Source organism: Mesorhizobium helmanticense (genome assembly GCF_003034915.1).
GTDB lineage: Bacteria > Pseudomonadota > Alphaproteobacteria > Rhizobiales > Rhizobiaceae > Mesorhizobium > Mesorhizobium helmanticense.
Map to the genome: position 1 here is coordinate 68402 of NZ_PZJX01000026.1, position 18870 is coordinate 87271.

At 62.1% G+C, this 18870-nt stretch carries 17 protein-coding genes and 1 tRNA gene; 9 read left to right on the forward strand and 9 right to left on the reverse strand.

All coding sequences use genetic code 11. The features are described from left to right. Positions 1-65: 65 nt before the first annotated feature. From C9427_RS12855 to C9427_RS33790, 6 genes are read right to left on the reverse strand one after another with little or no spacing between them, the layout of a single operon-like run. Positions 66-1319 carry an ABC transporter substrate-binding protein gene (locus C9427_RS12855; RefSeq protein ID WP_107649541.1) on the reverse strand — a complete coding sequence of 418 codons (1254 nt, stop codon included), beginning with the start codon at positions 1317-1319 and terminating at the stop codon, positions 66-68. Positions 1320-1377: 58 nt separating this feature from the next. Next, positions 1378-2889, reverse strand: coding sequence for an aldehyde dehydrogenase family protein (locus C9427_RS12860; protein WP_107649542.1), 1512 nt, complete (start codon positions 2887-2889; stop codon positions 1378-1380). 26 nt (positions 2890-2915) lie between these two features. Then, positions 2916-3692, reverse strand: coding sequence for an enoyl-CoA hydratase/isomerase family protein (locus tag C9427_RS12865; RefSeq protein ID WP_107649543.1), 777 nt, complete (start codon positions 3690-3692; stop codon positions 2916-2918). Then, complete coding sequence (locus tag C9427_RS12870) at positions 3685-5286, reverse strand: acyl CoA:acetate/3-ketoacid CoA transferase (RefSeq protein WP_107649544.1); 1602 nt, start codon at positions 5284-5286, stop codon at positions 3685-3687. Before C9427_RS12870 ends, C9427_RS12865 begins: the two co-directional genes overlap by 8 nt. After that, positions 5283-6320 carry a LacI family DNA-binding transcriptional regulator gene (locus C9427_RS12875; protein ID WP_107649545.1) on the reverse strand — a complete coding sequence of 346 codons (1038 nt, stop codon included), beginning with the start codon at positions 6318-6320 and terminating at the stop codon, positions 5283-5285. Before C9427_RS12875 ends, C9427_RS12870 begins: the two co-directional genes overlap by 4 nt. 17 nt (positions 6321-6337) lie before the next feature. Beyond that, the gene (locus C9427_RS33790) at positions 6338-6538 is read right to left on the reverse strand and encodes a hypothetical protein (RefSeq protein ID WP_146172534.1); all 201 of its coding nucleotides are present in this window, start codon (positions 6536-6538) and stop codon (positions 6338-6340) included. 26 nt (positions 6539-6564) lie between these two features. Between C9427_RS33790 and C9427_RS12880 the strand changes: the two genes are divergently transcribed. The 6 genes from C9427_RS12880 to C9427_RS12905 all read left to right on the forward strand — a co-directional run bounded on the left by C9427_RS12880 (position 6565) and on the right by C9427_RS12905 (position 14006). Beyond that, a complete protein-coding gene (locus tag C9427_RS12880; RefSeq protein ID WP_107649546.1) occupies positions 6565-7719 on the forward strand; it encodes a dihydrodipicolinate synthase family protein in 1155 nt (384 codons plus the stop codon). Between the two features lie 155 nt (positions 7720-7874). Continuing rightward, positions 7875-8837, forward strand: coding sequence for a GDP-L-fucose synthase (gene fcl, locus C9427_RS12885; RefSeq protein WP_107649547.1), 963 nt, complete (start codon positions 7875-7877; stop codon positions 8835-8837). Beyond that, positions 8782-10257: an O-fucosyltransferase family protein gene (locus tag C9427_RS12890; RefSeq protein WP_245437064.1), complete on the forward strand. Its 1476-nt coding sequence runs from the start codon at positions 8782-8784 to the stop codon at positions 10255-10257. Before fcl ends, C9427_RS12890 begins: the two co-directional genes overlap by 56 nt. A gap of 63 nt (positions 10258-10320) precedes the next feature. Next, positions 10321-11076, forward strand: a complete 756-nt coding sequence (locus C9427_RS12895; RefSeq protein ID WP_107649549.1) for a Stf0 family sulfotransferase — start codon at positions 10321-10323, stop codon at positions 11074-11076. 557 nt (positions 11077-11633) lie between these two features. Next, on the forward strand, positions 11634-12989 hold the full coding sequence (locus C9427_RS12900) for a DUF3300 domain-containing protein (RefSeq protein ID WP_107649550.1): 1356 nt from the start codon (positions 11634-11636) through the stop codon (positions 12987-12989). 51 nt (positions 12990-13040) lie between these two features. Then, the gene (locus C9427_RS12905) at positions 13041-14006 is read left to right on the forward strand and encodes a DUF2950 family protein (RefSeq protein WP_107649551.1); all 966 of its coding nucleotides are present in this window, start codon (positions 13041-13043) and stop codon (positions 14004-14006) included. Between the two features lie 290 nt (positions 14007-14296). Here C9427_RS12905 and C9427_RS12910 read toward each other — a convergent pair. Continuing rightward, positions 14297-14371, reverse strand: a tRNA-Val gene (locus C9427_RS12910). A 115-nt stretch (positions 14372-14486) separates the two neighbouring features. Further along, positions 14487-14849, reverse strand: coding sequence for a cell cycle two-component system response regulator CpdR (gene cpdR, locus C9427_RS12915; RefSeq protein ID WP_006199474.1), 363 nt, complete (start codon positions 14847-14849; stop codon positions 14487-14489). 163 nt (positions 14850-15012) lie between these two features. Between cpdR and C9427_RS12920 the strand changes: the two genes are divergently transcribed. From C9427_RS12920 to C9427_RS12930, 3 genes are all read left to right on the forward strand, one after another. After that, positions 15013-15954 carry an N-formylglutamate amidohydrolase gene (locus C9427_RS12920; RefSeq protein ID WP_107649552.1) on the forward strand — a complete coding sequence of 314 codons (942 nt, stop codon included), beginning with the start codon at positions 15013-15015 and terminating at the stop codon, positions 15952-15954. 349 nt (positions 15955-16303) lie between these two features. Next, positions 16304-17077 (forward strand): histidinol-phosphatase, encoded by a 774-nt coding sequence (gene hisN / locus C9427_RS12925; protein WP_107649553.1) that lies wholly within the window; start codon positions 16304-16306, stop codon positions 17075-17077. An 83-nt stretch (positions 17078-17160) separates the two neighbouring features. Next, positions 17161-17673, forward strand: a complete 513-nt coding sequence (locus C9427_RS12930; protein ID WP_107649554.1) for a DUF1579 domain-containing protein — start codon at positions 17161-17163, stop codon at positions 17671-17673. 124 nt (positions 17674-17797) lie between these two features. On the opposite strand, the gene C9427_RS12935 is transcribed toward C9427_RS12930, so the two are convergent. After that, positions 17798-18754: an alpha/beta fold hydrolase gene (locus tag C9427_RS12935; protein WP_107649555.1), complete on the reverse strand. Its 957-nt coding sequence runs from the start codon at positions 18752-18754 to the stop codon at positions 17798-17800. Positions 18755-18870: the final 116 nt, after the last annotated feature.

Here is an 18870-nt window from a genome sequence, read left to right on the forward strand (position 1 = left end):
GCCGCCACCATGCCCCAAGGGAGGCCTTCCCCACTGGCGGGGAAGGCCTGTGACGTGGCGAACGCTTACTTGGCGTCGTCGATCGCCTTGACCAATTCGGTCACGGCTTCGTCCGAGGTCTTGATCTGACCATGGACGAATTTCGAGACGACGTCCTTGTAGGCATTGGCAACCGCCGGAGGCGCGCCATAGCCTTGCGCCAGCGAGCCGAACAGCGTGCCGCCTTCATTGGCGGCCTTCAGGTCGGCCATGCCCTTTTTTCCGCAAGCGTCGAAGTCGGTGTCAGGCACGTCGGTGCGGGCCGGAACCGAACCCTTGACGACGTTGAAGGCCGACTGGAAGCTCTTCGACAGCGTGGCGGTGGCGAGTGCCACCTGGGCGGCCTTGCGGTCGTCCGGGACGTTGAACATGCCGAACATGTCGGAGTTGTAGATCACGCTGCCATCGGTGCCGGGGAAGCGATAGCAGAGGAAGTCGGTGCCCGGGGCCTTCTTGGCGGCGTTGAATTCGCCCTTGGCCCAGTCACCCATGACCTGCACCAGCGCATCGCCCTTGATGACCATGGCGGTGGCGAGGTTCCAGTCGCGGCCCGAGAAGTTCGGGTCGACATAGGTGACCAGCTTGGCGAGGTTGTCGAACGACTTCTTCATCGTGTCGGACTTCAAGGATTCCTCGTCGAGGTCGTTGAAGGCCTTCTTGTAGAACTCGGGTCCGCCGGTCGACAGCACGACCGAGTCGAACATGGTGGCTTCCTGCCAGTTCTGGCCGCCGAGAGCGAGCGGGATGACGCCAGCCGCCTTGGCCTTGTCGAGCAGTGCCACGAAATCGTCGAAGGTCTTCGGCTCGGTGCCGCCGATCTTGTCCATCACCGCCTTGTTGATCCACAGCCAGTTGACCGAGTGGACGTTGACCGGAGCCGCGACCCACTTGCCGTCATAGACCGAGAACTTCTGCAGGGCCACTGGGACGGACTTGTCCCAGCCTTCCTTTACCGCCGTCTCGGTCAGGTCGCCCATTACGCCGGCGGCGGCATAATCGAGCACGGTGTAGCCGAGCATCTGTGAGGCCGTCGGATAGTTGCCGGCCGCGACCATTGCCTTCAGCGCGGTCATGGCGGCGTCACCGCCGCCGCCGGCCACCGGCACGTCCTTCCAGGCATAACCTTCCTTGGACAGATCCTCCTTGAGCACGTTTAGGGCAGCCGCTTCGCCGCCCGACGTCCACCAGTGCAGCATCTGCACTTCCTTGACGTCCTCGGCATGGGCCGCGAAGGCAAGGCCCGATGCGAGAGCCGTTCCGATAAGCAGTTTGCGCAACATGTACTTCCTCCCTTGTTGCATTACACGACCGGCGGATGTCCGCCGGGTACTTCCCAACTCAGCCGAGCCACCATCCGGTGCGCTGGCCGCGATGAAACTGGATCGTCTTTTCCTCGGTATAGTCCTCGACGGCGCGTTTGCCGAGTTCGCGTCCGAGACCGGACTGCTTGTAGCCCCCGAAAGGCAATTCGGGATAACCTTCCATGAACGTGTTCACCCAAACGGTTCCCGAACGCACATTCCGCGCCACCGACATGCAGGTGTCGATGCTGGCGCTCCACACGCCCGCCGACAAACCATAGGGCGTGTTGTTGGCGATGCGCAACGCCTCTTCAATCGATTCAAAGGTGAGCACGGAGAGCACCGGACCGAACACTTCCTCGCGCGCGATGGCCATGTCCTCGGTCACGCCACGGATGATGGTCGGGTCGAGGTATTGGCCGGCGTTGGACGTCAACTGCTTGCCGCCGCTGTAGATATCGCTGCCGTCGCTTGCGGCCGCCGTTACATAGCCAGCTACCTTGGCCAGATGGTCCGGCGAGATCATCGCGCCGACCTTGGTGCGGTCGTCCAGCGGATCACCCACGGTCACCTTGGCGGCGAGCGCCTTGACGGCACCGAGGAAGTCGTCGGCAATCGCCTCATGCACGATCAGCCGGCTGCCGGCATTGCAGCATTCGCCGGCGTTGAAGAAGCCGCCGAACACCGCCGCGTCGGCGGCGGCTTCGAGGTCGGCATCGGGAAAGACGATCTGGCCGTTCTTGCCGCCGAGTTCCATCGAGACCTTCTTCAGCGATTGCGCGGCTGAGGCCATCGTCATTTTGCCGACACGGGTGGAGCCGGTGAACGACACCATCTCGACCAGGGGATGGCTGACCATCGGCGCACCGACATCACTGCCCAAACCAGCGAGGATGTTGACGACGCCATCGGGCAAGCCCGCCTGCATCAGGATGTCGCCAAGCACGAAGGTCGAGGCAGACGTCATTTCGCTCGGCTTGACGACGGCCGTGCAGCCGGCGGCGAGCGCGAAGGGCAGTTTCTGGCTGACGATCAGGAACGGGAAATTCCACGGCGTGATGATCGAGACGACGCCGATCGGCTCGCGCAGCACAACGCCCAGCATGGCGTCGCCAAGATTGGCGTAGGAGTCGCCGGAGAGCGTGCGGGCGAGCGATGCGGCATAGCGCCAGATGTCGACGGCGCCGCCGATCTCGCCACGCGCCTGGGCGATCGGCTTGCCGGACTCCAGCGCATCGAGCCGGGCGATCTCCTCCAGCCGGGCTTCGATCAGGTCCGCCGCCTTGAGCAGGATCGTGGCGCGCTCGCCCGCTTTCATACGCGGCCATGGGCCGGTCTCGAATGCCTTGTGGGCGGCGATCACCGCAGCCTCGACATCCGCCTCGCCAGCCTGCGCATAGCGCGAAACAGTGAAGCCGTGGCCGGGACTCTTGCGCTCCAAAGTACGACCGTCGCGGGCGTCGACATGCTTGCCGTCGATCAGCAGCCGGTAGCTCTTCGGCGCTGTGGATGCCTCGGCGGGCATGGCGATGTTGAGGGGCAAGTTCATGTGATTTCTAGATTCCGCCTGTTGCTCTAAGATCTTGAAAACGCTGGTTTCTGCTTGGTCTTGAAAGCGCCGACGCCGGCCTTGAGGTCACCGGTCATGGCGATGAAGCCGCTGGCCAGCGCTTCCGTCGCGGCGGCACTTTCCTCGCCTTCCGCGACCGCAATCATCAGCTTGGCAGCCTCGGTCGCCAGTGGCCCGCGCTCGGCGATTTTTTCTCCCCACGCCTCGGCTTCGGCGCGTGCCTTGCCGGCCTCCATCACGCGGTCAACGATGCCCAGGGCGAGCGCCTCCGAGGCGAGAAAGACCTCGCCGCCGAGCGTCATGCGGCGCACGATCTGGGCGCCGAAGCGGCGCACCGCACGCTGCGTGCCGGACCAGCCGGGGACGACGCCGATCGAGGTTTCGGGAAAGCCGAGTTTGACCTGCGCTTCGGCGAGGCGAAAATCGCAAGCGGCCGCCAGTTCCAGTCCACCGCCCAGCGCATGGCCGGACAGCACGGCAATGGTCGGCTGCCTGAGCCGCGCCAGCCGGTCGAAGACACGGTGGCCATAGCGCACCCATTGCGCCTGGAAATCGGCGGCGCTCATTTGAGCCCAGGCCTCGACATCGCCGCCGGCGCAAAAGCCCTTGCCTTCACCGCAGAGCAACACGACACGCACGCCATCCGCGGCTTCGGCCTCGTCGAGTGCCGCCTCCAACGCTCGCAGCATCGGAATGTCGAGGGCGTTGAATTTCTCCGGGCGGCGCAGCGTGACGATGCCGATGGCGCCGTCTATCTCGAAGGTGACAAGAGGCTCAGCCATGCGCGCCTCCAAGCGAGGCGCCGCCATTCAACGACAGGCCTATAGGCCGGTCCCGATAGAGCGCGTCAGGCGTTACTTTCAGGTCGTTGGCGACACCGAGCGGGATCTCGGCCTGCGCCAGCACGTCACGCTCGAGGTCGATGCCGGGTGCGAGTTCCGTCACCATCAGCCCATCCGGTGTCAGCTTCATCACGCAGCGTTCGGTGACGTAGGTGATGTCCTGTCCTTGGGCGACGGCGCGCTTGCCGGAGAAGGAGATGTGCTCGACCTCGCCGACCACCTTCTTGACCTTGCCTTCGTGGTCGATACGAATGCCGCCATCGGCCAGCGACAGCTTGGCGCCGGCATTGAAGAAGCCGGAGAAGACGATCTTTTTAGCCCGCGCGGTGATGTCGACGAAGCCGCCGGCGCCGGCGGTGACATGCGGCCTGGCCGAGAGCTTCGACACATTGACCGAGCCGTGGCGATCGATCTGCAGGAACGACAGCAGCGAGGCGTCGAAACCGCCGGCCTGGAAATAGATGAACTGGTGCGGCGAAGGCATGAAGGCATCGGCATTCGACGAGCAACCGAATTTGAAATCGAGCAGCGGCACGCCGCCGACGGCACCCTGTTCGATCACCCAGGTGACCTTGCCGTGCTGGCCTTCCTCGAGAAGGATGCGCGGCACGTTGGCCGAGATGCCGAAGCCGATGTTGACGGCCATGCCGTCGGCAAGCTCCATGGCGACGCGGCGGGCGATCACCTTCTGCACGTTCATCTCGGCATTGCGGAAGCTCGACAGCGGCCGGAAGATCTCGCCCGAGATTGCCGGGTCATAAGGGGTCAGCGTCGTCTGCAACTGGTCGGGCGCGACCACGATGTGGTCGACCAGCACGCCGGGCACGCGCACGTCATGCGGCTTCAGCGTGCCGTTCTCGACGACGCGCTTGACCTGCGCAATGACGATGCCGCCATTGTTGCAGGCGGCGAGCGCCTGTTCCAGCCCGCCGAGATAGGCGCCCTCATGCTCATAGGTCAGGTTGCCGCGCTCGTCGGCCGTCGTGGCGCGGATGATCGAAACATGCGGCACGATCGAGCGGAAATAGAGCCATTCCTCGCCGTCGAACTGTTGCACGGACACGATCGGCTCGCTGGCGGCGTCGTTCATGGCGCAGCCCTGGTGACGCGGGTCGGCGAAGGTGTCGAGGCCGACCTTGGTCAAAACGCCGGGCCGCTTGGCGGCGGCCTCGCGGTGCATGTCGAACAGGATGCCGGACGGCACGTTATAGGCGGCGACCGAATTGTCGCCGATCATCCGCCAGATCAGCGGCGGTTCCGAAGAGGAGGGGCCGGAGGGATAGGATCCACATAGTGTGCGCTTCAACAGGCCGGGCTTGGCCAGATGATCGATACCTTTAATGCCGTACATGTCGCCGGCAGCGATCGGGTGCAGCGTCGTGATACCCTTCGGATGGCCCTCCGCATCGAAGCGTTCGCCGATGGCGGCAAGCACCGCGTCCGGGCAGCCGAGGCCGCTCGACGAGGACACCGAGACGACCATACCGTCCTTGATCAAGCTGGCGGCCTGCGCTGCGGAGACGAGCTTGCTCATGCCGCGTCTCCCTTACGCCGATCGGGACCACAGCTGTCCCTGACCACGAGGTTGACCGCGCCGATATGGTCCTCGGCGCGCGTGGTGCGCGACTGGATCATCTTCAGCATGACATGGGCGGCGCGCTCGCCAAGGCCTGCCGAATCCACCGCAACGCTGGTCAGCGCCGGCATGTAATGCTGTGCCTCGATCACGTCGTCGAAGCCGACGACGGCGAAATCCGCTCCGGGTTCCAGTCCGCGCTTGCGCAGCGCCAGCATGACGCCGAAGGCGACCGCATCGTTGAAGCACAATGCCGCGGTCGGCGGTTCGGTCATGGCGAGCGCCGTTTCCAGGCAGGCAATGCCGCCCTTGCGGCTGGTCTCGCCCTCGACGACGATCGTATCGCGTTTGGCGATGCCGAGCGCCTCGCACGCTTCGCGAAAACCACCGAGACGCTCGTGATAGACGACCAGATCGGACGAGCCGCCGAAGAAAGCCAGCCGGCGATGGCCCTTGCGGATCAGATGGGCGGTGGCGAGCCAGGCGCCGCGATGATTGTCGGGCGCGATCACGGGGATGCGGCTTTCAGGCAAGCGGCGCATGGCGAAGACGACCGGAAGGCCCACGCTCTCCAGCCGCCGGAAGGCGCCCGGCGTAGTGCCGCGCGCCGGCGAGACGATGAGACCGGCGACGCCCTGTTCCATCAGCGATTTCAGCACTTCTTCCTGGCGCACCGGGTTCTCGGCCGTGTTGGCGATGAAGGGGACGATGCCGGCCGACTGGAAGACGCGTTCCATGCCGACAGCCATTTCGGCAAAAAAGGGGTTGGTCAGGTCGTTGATGACCATGCCGATGACATTGGAATGGGCCTTGCGCAGATTGGCGGCGCCGCGGTTGTAGACATAACCGACATCCTCGATCGCCTTGCGTACCTTGACCGCGGTCTCAGGCCGGATCAGCCCGCTGCCCTGGAGCACGAGCGACACGGTCGACTTGGACACGCCCGCCTCGCGGGCAATGTCGAGTATCGTCGCCTTGGCCCTGCTGGCCATCCAGATGCATCCTCCCGCTATTTTTCTTGATCGAATTTATTGGAACGTTCTAATCCCTGCGGCGGATTTGAGTCAACCGGGATTTTCCTGACTTCAAAAAATTGACGCACGGCAACTAAAAATGCGCTGCCACCCAAGGCTTGCTGTGCTGCGACGCAGCACTGGGCATTGGTGGGGTCGATAATTCTAAAGGTTCTTGATTTATTGGAACGTTCCATTTATAGCGCGGTCAAGGGAGAACATCATGGATATCACCTTGCCCGGGGAGGGCGATCGCAGCAGCCGCTACCGCCTGGTCGGCCAGCCGGCGCATCCGGTCGCCGGCGCCAGGTTTTCGCGCATCGCCTATGCTGCCGCCCATGTTGTCGCCGATCCGTTTGCCATGACCGATCCGTGGTCCAGGCCGGCGATTGACTGGGAGCGCACGATGGCGTTCCGCCATCATCTGTGGCGGCTCGGCTTCCGCATCGCCGAGGCGATGGACACCTCGCAGCGCGGCATGGGTTTTGACTGGGCGAACGCCAGGGAACTGATCCGGCGCTCTATCGCCGAGGCACGCACCGTGCCGGGCGCCGATCTCGCCTCGGGCGCCGGCACCGACCATCTGGCAGCGGGTGCCGCCAGAGATCTCGATCACGTCATCGCAGCCTATGAGGAGCAGTTCGGCTTCATCGAGGGCTTGGGTGGCAAGGCGATCATGATGGCCAGCCGCGCGCTGGCCTCCGTGGCCAAGGGTCCCGAAGACTATGTCAACGTCTACGACCGCATCCTTGGCCAAGCCTCCGGCAAGGTCATCCTGCACTGGCTGGGTGACATGTTCGATCCGGCGTTGAAGGGCTACTGGGGCAGCCACGATTTCGAGCCGGCGCTCGACACAGTCGTCGCCATCATCGAACGCCATGCAAGCAAGGTCGAGGGGATCAAGATATCGCTGCTCGACGCCGACAAGGAAATCGCGCTCAGGAACCGGCTGCCGGAAGGAGTGCTCATGTTCACCGGCGACGACTTCAATTACCCTGATATGATCGCCGGCGATGGCGAAAGACACTCGCACGCGTTGCTCGGCATTTTCGACGCCATCGCGCCTGTCGCCAATGCAGCGCTGGCGAAGCTCGCCGACGGCGACCGCGCCGGCTATGACGGGCTGATGGCGCCGACAGTGCCGCTGTCGCGCAAGATCTTCGAGGCGCCGACCGAATATTACAAGGCCGGCATCGTCTTCATGGCCTGGCTGAACGGTCACCAGTCGCATTTCTCGATGGTCGGTGGCATGCAGTCGGCGCGCGGCATTCGCCACTATGCCGATGTCTTCCGCCTTGCCGACCAGGCGGGATTGTTGGCCGATCCGGAACTGGCCATTGCAAGAATGAAGAGCCTGTGCGCCGTGGCGGGCGTCTGAGCGCCATACCCGCAGGATACCCGGCCGCTGATTTTGCTCTGTTTGGCGATTTGCCTTGTCTGGGCAAATCCGTATGCGCTATGCGTCCCACGCAAGGCCCACCCGGCGTGCCGACGCCGATGGGTCTGGCTGCCGTTCTGCATAGGGATACGCCAATGAATTTCGAACTTCGGGGCAAGCGTGTTTTCGTGGCCGGGCATCGCGGCATGGTCGGCTCCGCCGTCCTGCGCAGGCTGGCTGATGAGGATTGCGAGGTCCTGACGGCATCCCGCGATGAACTCGATCTTCAGGACCAGGCCGGCGTGCGGCGCTGGATGGCCGATCGCAGACCGGACGCGGTGGTGATGGCGGCGGCCAAGGTCGGCGGCATCCTGGCGAACAACCGGCTGCCGGTCGATTTCCTGCAGGACAATCTCGTCATGCAGACCAATGTCATCGAGAGCGCCTTCCGCAACGAGGTGCAGAAATTGCTGTTTCTCGGTTCGTCCTGCATCTATCCGAAGTTCGCGGCGCAGCCGATCTCCGAGGACGCCTTGCTGACCGGTCCGCTCGAGCCCACCAACGAATGGTATGCGATCGCCAAGATCGCGGGGCTGAAACTGTGCCAGGCCTATCGGCGCCAGTACGGCGTCGACTACATTTCCGCGATGCCGACCAATCTCTACGGTCCGGGCGACAATTTCGACCTCTCCACCAGCCATGTCGTGCCGGCGCTGATGCGCAAGGCACACAAGGCCAGGCGCGCCGGCGACAAGACCCTGGAGGTCTGGGGATCGGGCACGCCGATGCGCGAATTCCTGCATGTTGACGATGCCGCCGACGCCATGGTCTGGCTTCTGAAGAATTATAGCGGCGACAGCCATGTCAATGTCGGCTCGGGCGAAGACATCACCATTGCCGAGCTGGCCCGCACCGTGCTCTCCGTCGTCGGCGCCAATGCCGTGCTTACATTCGATTCGACGAAGCCGGACGGCACGCCGCGCAAGCTGATGGACGTGTCGCGCCTGTTTGCCACCGGCTGGCGCCCGCAATATTCGCTTCGCAGCGGCTTGGAACAGACTTATGGGTGGTTTCTCCAGCATATTGAGACAGGCGATCTCCGCCTCGGGGCGGCGTGATCCTCAATCAACTCTGATTGCCGCCACCAGGGATGACGGCTTGGGTGGCCGGCTTCTGGCCATGGCCAATGCAAAGTCGCTCGCGGACGCGCTCGGATACCGTTTCGGGTTCACCTGGAAAGCCATCAGAGACAAGGAATTTCATGTCATCGACGGGGTGGAGAAGATATTCTCGGCCGAGTTCATCGAGAAATACTGGCTGGGCAAGAAAATCAAGAGATCCGATTTTGCCAGCCTCGAAAAGACCGCCTTCACACGGTCCAGGCTGGATGCTGCATCGGTAAAACGGAATTTCCGCGGCTGGATCTGCAACGAATTTCGCGTTCTGGAAGCATTTCAGGACGAGGGCGCTGAAACAATCCGACGGTCCGAGACCTTGCGAGGTTTTGGCTTTTCCGGGAATGTGAAACAGGCGCTCGACGCCGCCGACAGATGCCGCTTTCCCAGCCCGATGGCGGCACTGCATCTTCGTAGCGGCGATATCGTCCGCGGCAAGTACCGCGCAAGCCTGGGTTTTGCGAACAAGGTGGTCCCTTCCACCTTGGCCAGGTCGATCGTGTCGGAACTCTCGTCGAAGGGCCTCTCGACCCTGCTGATCGGCGAGGATCGCGCCACGCTCGAATATCTGAGATCCGAAACCGGAGCCTTGCTGACCGATGATTTCGGGGCGAGGGAATTCGACGATCCGACACTCAAGGCATTTTTTGAGATGCGGCTCATGGCGCGATGCCAGAAAATCTATGCCGGGAGCAGTGTCTTTGCGACGGTGGCGTCGGTGATGGGTGATATTCCCTCTACCGAGACAACGACATTGTTCGACAGTTCCCGAGCCGCCGAAATCATCCTCGGCGAATTGGAGGCTCATCAGTCGGACTATCATCCGCTGGAGGCCGCCTTCGGCTATCAAGCCGCTTTCCTCAATCTGGAGGACCGGATCAGTTCCGCGCGGGCGAGAGAAATTCTGGAGAAAGCCTACGGGCTCGATCCGGAAAACGATGTCTACGTTCTGAAGATAGCCGCGTCCTATTTTCGTGAAAATGACTGTCGTTCAGGCGAGGCAATTCTGAAGTCGCTCATGACCAGGGAATTTCTCGTCTCTTCTGAAATGCCTCTGAGGGCCATGAAGGTTCTAACCACCCGTCTGTGCAGCGGCCATGCCATGTCAAAGGATTTTGAACCTTTCCTTGCGGCGGGACGGGCGGGCTATCCTTTTGCCGCGGCGTGTTCGGCGCACATTCTGCATCGTGCATTTGGGGAGTTGAAACCCGCGCTGCAGATGATCGCACAATCGTTGAACACGGAACCGACAAATACATTGTTCAAGAAAATCAGAAGATCCATACGGCCAATCACCCCGCGCAAGTCCGGCCTGTTGCCGAAAGCACGGTTGCAACTCTGGAAGGCCGGGATCAGGATTTAGCCCCTTGGGTGCCCCAGCTCGCCGGGATGGACTCCACCATTCTCCCGGGATTATCTGCCAGACATGCCGATCAGCCCGCCTGAAAGCTGGGAACGACCTCGCAAGACGCTCATCATAGCGAGCATGCCGCGAAGCGGCAGCAATCTTCTTTGCAGCAAGATTTCCAGCACCGGCGTGCTGGGCAATCCAGGCGAATATTTCCGCCATTGGGATACCCCCGAGGTGACGACGGTGGCTCGCTGTCTGCTGGCGGCCAGCGAGGGCAAAAGCGAAAATGGCGTCGTCGCCTTCAAGCTGTTTCCCGAACATTTCGACAGGCTGCAAAAGGATATCCGTCTCACGGAATGGTTTCCCGATCCGGTTTGGGTCCATCTTGAAAGACGCGATCTGCTCGGCCAGGCGATTTCGCTGGCCAAGGCCATGCAGGATGGAGTGTGGACCAGTGGCGAGAATGCGGTAAAAGACGCCGAGTATACGGCCGAGAGGATAGAGGCCGCGCTTGCCAAGATCATTGCCGGCAACGGGCGCTGGTCAGCCTATTTCGCCAGAAGCGGCATCGAACCGCTGCATATCTTCTACGAAGACATCCACGATGATTTCGACAGCGTCTGCCAGCGCGTGGGCGGACTTCTGGGTCTTGGAGCTCCCGTGCCCGCGACGGCAAAGGTGGATATGCAGCGACAGCGCAACGCGCAAAGTGACGACTGGCGGCGGCGGTTTCTCGCCGAGGCCGGCGACCGGAATAGTTTCCCGGCAGTGGTCAAACCGATGGGAAATCGCGCGCGCAAGAAATCCGGATGGACGTTCTGGAGGAGGTAGGCTAGCGGTTGCACGCAATCCGAGAGGCAGCGGCAACAGACGATGCAATGAGGCTTGGACCGGATGGTGGGCGTGACAGGGTCACTCACCAATCAGCTAAACTATTGAAAAGCCTACAGAACCGGCCAGCATCTGAAAGAAACGAGTGCCGTGTGCAACGGATGTGACTCGCTATGGTCGGTGCTTGGAATTCTCCGCTTGAGTGAGCCGGCACAGCGCGGCTACGGAGTAGCGGAGCGAGAGTGGTTTCGCCGCTTTGAAGTGACAGGCTTAAGGCGAAATTGGCTGGTGTCCGTGTTGTCGTCAGCTCGCCTGGCCGTGTTGCTGTTTCTAAGTGCTCTGTTCGGTTCAGCGGCCTGGTTGTTGCAGGGCGTCGGCCATTTTTACGGCGGCGCCAACGAAGGGCGGCGCGGTTCGCTTAGACTAGAGGCACGCAGTACGAGAACAAACCTGCGGTTCTTTGCGCCAGATCAAAGAGGCTTCACCCAACGCCGCATAGTTTCGGGTCAGTAGCAAAAGGGCGGGCCCGCCAACGCGATTGCAAACGGGAGGATAAAATGATGGGTAGTGGTGTCTTGGGGGCGGCCACCGCAGTCGTGCTCCTAGCCCTGTCGGCGCTCCCCACAGCACCAGCCATTGCACAAGAGCAGGTGGCGGCCGCTGATGCAGCGAATGCGGCCGGGTTGTCGCCCGAGCCTTTGAGTGCCGACGAGATGGAGGTTCTAGTGGCACGCATCGCGCTCTATCCGGACGAGCTTGTGGCGGTGATTACGGCAGCAGCACTTTTTCCCCTGCAGATTGTCGAGGGCGCTCGGTATCTCGACAAGTACGAGAAGGACAAGAGCCTGAAGCCTAAGGAGAGCTGGGACGGTTCTGTCGTGTCGCTGTTGAACTATCCCGAAGTCGTCACAATGATGAGCGACGACCTCGAATGGACGCAAGCACTCGGGGACGCCATCGCATATCAGCAGAAGGACGTGCTGATCGCCATCCAGCAGTTGCGCGATGAGGCGGTTGCCAAGGGTGTGATCAAGACCGACGACAAGATCCAGGTGGTCGAGGAGAACGACAACGTCGTCATAAAGTCTGCCAGCCCGGAGGTGATCTACGTCCCTCAGTATCCGCCGGAGATGCTCTACGAGCCCGGCTATGCGTGGGAGCCGATCCGCTACTATCCCGAGCCGTATCCATATTACTGGTATCCAGGGGCGACGTTCTTTGCCGGAGCTGTGACAGGGGCCATCTGGGCTGCCGCCGTCGATTGGGACGACTGGGGCGTCTGGGGCGGCCGCTGGGACGGTGGCGACATCGACATCGATTGCAACAACTGCTTCAACAACCGCAACTTCAACGGCAAGGTCAACTTCAACGATGTCGACTGGAGGAATGTCGACCGCGACAAGATCAACATCGATCGCGATCAGTTGAACAAGTTCGACCGCAGCGAGATCAAGAACAAGGTCAAGGCGAACGGCGACAACGCCATCCGAGATCGCGCCAAGGATATCAAGAAGCGGGACCAGGTCGCCAACAGGGGACCGGGCAAGACGTCCGGAACCAGGGATGTCCGCAAGAGCACGCTCGACGGGCTGAAGGGCCAGGGCGGCCAAGCTGCAACCAGGCCGGCCACCAAAGCGAATGTGGATCGCCCGGCTGCCAAACCCACCGCCAACCGTCCTGCCACGACGCCGGCAAAGGCCACGCGCCCGGCTGGCAAGCCGAAACCTGCCCACAAGGTCGACAACCGGCCGAAGAAGCCGTCCGGCCTTGGCAATCCAGCTCGCGGCAAGTCGACCAAGGTTAGTTCCAACCGTGGCCACAAGTCGATGGGTGGGGGCAATCGCGGCGGCGGTGGCCACAAGCAGATCAGGCGCCCCAGTGGCGGCGGCGGTGGCGGCGGGCGCCGGCGTTAAGACAACGGGAGGATAGCGATAATGACCAGGATATTCAGCACTGCCCGTTTCATGGGCCTTCGTGAAAGCGTTTGCACCGCCGCGATCGTCTTTGGCCTCGCGCTCTCTCTGCCACCGCTCGCCTACGCGCAGGAGTCGCAGATGGCGGCGACGCCGGACGTCGCCGTCCCGGAGATCGAATCGTTTGCGGCGGCGACCGAACCGCCGGCCTTCGAAACGCCTGAGGCGGCATTGGGGGCATTCAAACAGGCGCTGGCGGCGGAGGGCAGCGACGCCGTGGCCGGTGTGCTCGGCCTCGACGCGGCAAAACTCAAGGCCGACAAGAATACCGACGATGCGCTCGCCGCGATCAGGGAGGGCGCCGCCAAGCAGTTGTCGCTCAGCGGCGAAGGTAGCCGCCGCACGGTCATGGTCGGCGAGAAGCTCTGGCCGCTGCCCTTCCCGATCGTCAAGGGCGAGGACGGCAAATGGGCCTTCGATACTTTTGACGGGCTCGAAGAGATCGTGAACCGCCGCGTCGGCGAGAATGAACTCGCGGCGATCGAGACGATGCGCGCCTATGTCGACGCGCAGGAGGACTATGCATCGCTGGATCGCGACGAGGACGGCGTCGAGGAGTTCGCGCAAAAACTCGTCAGCACGGAAGGCACGACCGACGGCATCTACTGGCCGGCCAACGACGTCAACGGCGAAAGCCCCGCCGGCGATCTCGACCAGTCCGAACTCGACGACGCCGCCAGGGGCGAAGGCTATTTCGGCTACAAGTACAAGATTCTGACCGGCCAGGGCGACCAGATAGCCGGCGGCGCTTACGACTATATCATCAACGGCAACATGATCGCCGGCTTCGGCCTCATCGCCTGGCCAGCCAAATACGGAGAGACGGGAGTGAAGACCTTCGCCGTCAACCAGCACGGTGTCATCTACGAGACCGACCTCGGCCCGGCCACCACGGCGATCGTCAAATATATCGACCGCTTCAACCCGGATGACACATGGGGGGTCGTGGCCGATTGAACGGTTCAACACTTTGGTTGCCGGTAGGTCGACTTTCCAGGGTACGCACAATGGCAGTCGCACGGCAGAATTCTTCGCCAGATGGCAAAAACCTCAGTCGCTGGCCAAACCCTCCCATCTGGAAAACGATGGACGCATTGGAGTTCGCATCAGCGTTCGGTGAACGACGAATTTTTTCATGAGGTATTTCAAGATCGTCGACTGGTCGGTTTGTCGGCTGGCGCACGAATGTTCCCCTTGGGTGTTCCACCGCAAGATCGTGCAGGCTGGCCTAATGACTTTAAACCGGATGGTGGGCGTGACAGGGATTGAACCTGTGACCCCTGCAATGTCAATGCAGTGCTCTCCCGCTGAGCTACACGCCCATCCGAAGCCGCGCATACACCATTTTTGGTCCAGCGCGTCAATAGCCCGAAAAGGGAAAGAAAACCTCGCCGTGTCGCGTCGTTGAAGGCGCGCCGAAACCCTGCGGGAAGCGCGTCAGGCGGCCTGCAGCATCTTTTCGACCTCGTTGACGAGGTCGCGCAGGTGGAACGGCTTGGACAGCACCTTGGCGTCTTTCGGCGCCTTGGAATCGGGATTGAGCGCGACGGCTGCGAAACCGGTGATGAACATGACCTTGAGGTCGGGATCGATCTCGGTGGCGCGGCGGGCGAGCTCTATGCCGTCCATCTCCGGCATGACGATATCGGTCAACAGCAGCGAGAAAGGCTCTTCGCGCAGACGCTCATAGGCGCTGGCGCCATTGTCGAAGTCGCTGACCTGGTAGCCGGCGCGCTCCAATGCCTTGACGAGGAACCGGCGCATATCGTCGTCGTCTTCCGCCAATAGAATGCGTGCCATTGTAACCCGTCCGAATCACCCGCCCGAGATTGCCGTGGGGCAAGCCCGTTAACCATCCTGTATATGAGGATGTGACGGTAAACATCAAGTGAACGAAGACAGATGCGATCCGCATTTAACAAGGTGGCCCGGATGCTGAAATGCTGGACATGCGCCCGGTGAGATGGCACTTTCCAATGATGATGCATTGGTGTTTCCGGGTTCGTTCAAATTGAAAACGGCAGCCGAGGATTTTTCGGTCGTTCCACCCTTCGAAATCCGGTCGGGCGCCGAGCAGCGCGTCCCCTTCCTCTTCAACTCGCCGCATAGCGGCCGCTACTATCCCGACCGCTTCCTGGCGATGGCGCGGCTGGACCGCAACGCCATTCGCCGGTCCGAGGATTGCTATGTCGAGGAATTGTTCGGCGGCGCCGTCGCGCTCGGCGCGCCGATGCTGGCGGCGAACTTCCCGCGTGCCTATCTCGACGTCAACCGCGAGCCGTGGGAGCTCGATCCGCGCATGTTCGCCGAACCGGTGCCCTCCTTCTGCAACATCCGCTCGGCGCGGGTGGCGGGCGGGCTGGGCACCGTGCCCAAGCTGGTGGGAGAGGGGCTCGACATCTATTCCGGCCGTTTGCCGCTGGCGGAGGCGGTCGCGCGCATCGAGGCCGTCTACAAGCCCTATCACGAGACGCTGAAACGGCTGTTGACCAGGACCCATGCGCGGTTCGGCTATGCCGTGCTGATAGACTGCCACTCGATGCCGGCAAGCATCCGGGTCGGCGACAACGGGCTGCGGCCGGACTTCATCGTCGGCGATCGTTTCGGCATCTCCGCCTCGCCGGCGTTGACCGAGACGGCGATCGGCCTGCTCATCGGCATGGGCTATACCGTCGCCCACAACAAGCCCTATGCCGGAGGCTTCATCACCGAGCATTATGGCCGCCCGGCGCGCCATCTCCATGCGCTGCAGATCGAGGTCAATCGCGGGCTCTACATGAACGAGCGGACGTTCCAGAAATCCGCCGGCTTCGACGCACTCGCCGACGATCTGGCACAATTCTCGGCCGATCTGATGGCGATGCCCGACCACCATTTCGTCGATCTTCCGCTTGCCGCAGAATGACCAAATAAAAGTTTCAAGTGCTGGTCGGGAAAGACGCCTGGTCCGCCGGATGCCGCCCTGAAAAAAAGACCGCATCGTTCGCACGACACGGTCGAAGTCTAGGGAGGAAACGCCCAAGGAGGGCATGAACAGGAAAACCTGTTCGAGAACAAATCTATTGTGCGCTGCACAAATGTCAAGCTGTCTCCCGGGTTTTTAAATCACTCTGATGTGGAAATTGCATTTCGGTGCCGCCTGCGTGACATTGAGGCAACAGTTGTCGATGCGCAAATGTCTCTGCACGCCCTTGTCTTGGCGGAAAACCGCAGGCAAATGACAGGTCCGGCATGCTGCAACGCGGGAGAATCAGTTGGACATCAGCATCGATTTCATGCGCCGCATTGCAGATGCCGCCGCCGCCGAGACCTTGCCGCGTTTCCGCAGCCAAGGCGCTGTTGTCAACAAGGAAGCAGGCAGCTTCGATCCGGTCACCGAGGCCGACCGCGAGGCCGAGCGGGTCATCCGGGCGTTGATATCGGCGGAATATCCAGATCATGGCATCCTTGGCGAGGAGCATGGCAGCGAGAACACATCCAGCCGGCATGTCTGGGTGATCGATCCGATCGACGGCACACGAGCCTTCATTTCCGGCCTGCCGGTGTGGGGAACTCTGGTCGGGCTGACGGTCGACGGCGATGCCGTTGCCGGCATGATGTCGCAACCCTTCACCGGCGAACTGTTCTACGCCAATGCTTCCGGCGCCCACTATGAGGGGCCGGGCGGACCGCGAAAACTGGCGACGCGCAAGACAACCGATCTCGCCGAGGCGACGCTGTTCACCACGACGCCGGCGCTGTTCAAGGGCGAGGCGCGCCAGCGTTACGACCGCTTCGAGACAACGGTCCGGCTCGCCCGCTACGGCACTGACTGCTACGCTTTCGCCATGGTCGCAGCGGGCAGCGTCGACATCGTCGCCGACCCCGGACTGAAACCCTATGATATCGTCGCGCTGATCCCGATCATCGAGAAGGCCGGCGGCGTCGTCACCACCTTCGACGGCGGACCGGCCGAGAAGGGCGGCGACATCGTGGCCGCGGCGACGCCGGAGCTTCATGCCGCGGCGATGGCGGCGCTGCGCGGCTAACGCCGAGGCGATTGCCAGTACTCCTGACAGCAGGATGTCAGTAGCCTTCTGCTATGGAACGATGTCACCAGAGGGAGAAAGACATGCCAACGCAATCAGCAGCCGGCCGTTCCGGCGATGGCCCGGCAGACGGCCGGACCGACTTCGATTTCTTTTTCGGCCGCTGGGACGTCAGTCATCGAAGGCTGCAAGCGCGGCTTGCGGGTAATACGAATTGGGACGAGTTCGGCGGGACATGCGATGTGCGCCGGATCCTCGGCGGTCTCGGCAATGTCGACGATAATGTCATTGAATTGCCCGGCGGCGCTTATCTTGCCGCTACGGTGCGGACCTTCGATCCAGCGACGGGACAATGGTCGATCTGGTGGATCGACGGCCGCAACCCCTCGAGCATCGATGTGCCGATGCGCGGCCGCTTCGAGGCGGGCGCCGGTACGTTCCTGTGCGACGACGTTTTCGACGGCCGCAAGATCCAGGTTCGTTTCCTCTGGTCGCGGATGACGGAAAAGTCGGCGCGCTGGGAGCAGGCTTTTTCGCCCGATGGCGGCAAGACCTGGGAAACCAACTGGATCATGGATTTCGCTAGAGCAGGATGAATTGAAATCGAGTCGGTCATCCTGCTCTAAGTTTTTGTTTTTGCGCATGATCTTGTCCGAAAAGTCTGCAACTTTTCGGGATCATGCTCTGGGCAAGCGTAAACTGATGCCGGATCGTGGCTGATCAAGCCGCGTCGTCGGTTCCGGGGATGAAGGCATCGAAGGCAGCAAGGAACTGCTCGCGGTAGAGGTCGGCTTCCTGAAGGATTTCATGGCGCGCGCCATCGATCATCAGCAAGGAGCCGAGACGCAGACGCCTGGTGTAGGCTTCCACGGCCCTGGTCGAGACGACTTGGTCGGCGCCGGCGGCGATCACCAGCAACGGAACCTGGATCCTGGCCATGAAGTCCGGATCGCTGATGATTTCGGATGCTTCCGCTGCCGCTTTCAGCCAGCGGATCGTCGGGCCGCCGAGCGCCAGTTGCGGATGGGCTTCGTAGAGCAAGGTGTTGCGTCGGTACCGCTCCGGATCCGATGTCACCTTGTTGGTGGCAAAGGGCGCGGTTTCCTTTGGCCGCGGACCCCAGGCGGCATAGAGCCGGCCAAGGCCGAGGTAACAGAACAGCGTACAGACGCGGCGAACTGTCGTTATCGATACCGGCAGGTCGGGTACGGTCAGGAATGGCGCGATCAGCACCATGCGCCGCACGCGGTTGACCATCGAGGGCGCGGCAAGCAGCGTGATCACCGCGCCGGCCGAATGCGCCAATATGTAATATGGCCCGCGGCAATCGGGTAGCACGATCTCCTCGAAGAACTGTTCCAGATCGCTGGTATAATCGAAGAAGCTCCTGACATAACCGCGCTGGCGGTCGCCGATCAGCCGCTCGGAATCGCCCTGGCCGCGCCAGTCGAGGGTGGCGACACCGAGGCCGCGCCCGGTAAGATCGCCGATGGTCTCGAAGTATTTTTCGATGCACTCGTTGCGCCCGGTCAGCACCACCACGGTGCCCTTCATCGGGCGGGTGGTGGCGGCAAACAGGCCATAGCGGATTTTCTTGCCGTCGCGTGCGGTGAAGAAGCCGCCGGACGCATTTTCCGGTATCGGATTGCCCGGAATTTCGTGGAAGAGGTCCGTCATTCGGCGCTTCGTTGTTTGCTGTCCCGGCCGATCCTGCCGAGACGTCGGCATGGTGATAGACGGCCATGCACCAAAAGCAAAGGCGTTGCGGGGAGATGGAAAGGCAACGAATGAGG

What these genes read in the sequence shown, in the direction of transcription:
- fcl (WP_107649547.1), top strand. Translation starts at nt 7,875, where the DNA reads ATGAATTTCGAACTTCGGGGCAAGCGTGTTTTCGTGGCCGGGCATCGC.
- C9427_RS12905 (WP_107649551.1), top strand. Translation starts at nt 13,041, where the DNA reads ATGGGCCTTCGTGAAAGCGTTTGCACCGCCGCGATCGTCTTTGGCCTC.
- C9427_RS12890 (WP_245437064.1), top strand. Translation starts at nt 8,782, where the DNA reads ATGGGTGGTTTCTCCAGCATATTGAGACAGGCGATCTCCGCCTCGGGG.
- C9427_RS12880 (WP_107649546.1), top strand. Translation starts at nt 6,565, where the DNA reads ATGGATATCACCTTGCCCGGGGAGGGCGATCGCAGCAGCCGCTACCGC.
- C9427_RS12930 (WP_107649554.1), top strand. Translation starts at nt 17,161, where the DNA reads ATGCCAACGCAATCAGCAGCCGGCCGTTCCGGCGATGGCCCGGCAGAC.
- C9427_RS12900 (WP_107649550.1), top strand. Translation starts at nt 11,634, where the DNA reads ATGATGGGTAGTGGTGTCTTGGGGGCGGCCACCGCAGTCGTGCTCCTA.
- C9427_RS12870 (WP_107649544.1), bottom strand. Translation starts at nt 5,286, where the DNA reads ATGAGCAAGCTCGTCTCCGCAGCGCAGGCCGCCAGCTTGATCAAGGAC.
- C9427_RS33790 (WP_146172534.1), bottom strand. Translation starts at nt 6,538, where the DNA reads ATGGAACGTTCCAATAAATCAAGAACCTTTAGAATTATCGACCCCACC.
- C9427_RS12920 (WP_107649552.1), top strand. Translation starts at nt 15,013, where the DNA reads ATGGCACTTTCCAATGATGATGCATTGGTGTTTCCGGGTTCGTTCAAA.
- C9427_RS12935 (WP_107649555.1), bottom strand. Translation starts at nt 18,754, where the DNA reads ATGACGGACCTCTTCCACGAAATTCCGGGCAATCCGATACCGGAAAAT.
- C9427_RS12860 (WP_107649542.1), bottom strand. Translation starts at nt 2,889, where the DNA reads ATGAACTTGCCCCTCAACATCGCCATGCCCGCCGAGGCATCCACAGCG.
- C9427_RS12895 (WP_107649549.1), top strand. Translation starts at nt 10,321, where the DNA reads ATGCCGATCAGCCCGCCTGAAAGCTGGGAACGACCTCGCAAGACGCTC.
- C9427_RS12855 (WP_107649541.1), bottom strand. Translation starts at nt 1,319, where the DNA reads ATGTTGCGCAAACTGCTTATCGGAACGGCTCTCGCATCGGGCCTTGCC.
- C9427_RS12865 (WP_107649543.1), bottom strand. Translation starts at nt 3,692, where the DNA reads ATGGCTGAGCCTCTTGTCACCTTCGAGATAGACGGCGCCATCGGCATC.
- C9427_RS12875 (WP_107649545.1), bottom strand. Translation starts at nt 6,320, where the DNA reads ATGGCCAGCAGGGCCAAGGCGACGATACTCGACATTGCCCGCGAGGCG.
- cpdR (WP_006199474.1), bottom strand. Translation starts at nt 14,849, where the DNA reads ATGGCACGCATTCTATTGGCGGAAGACGACGACGATATGCGCCGGTTC.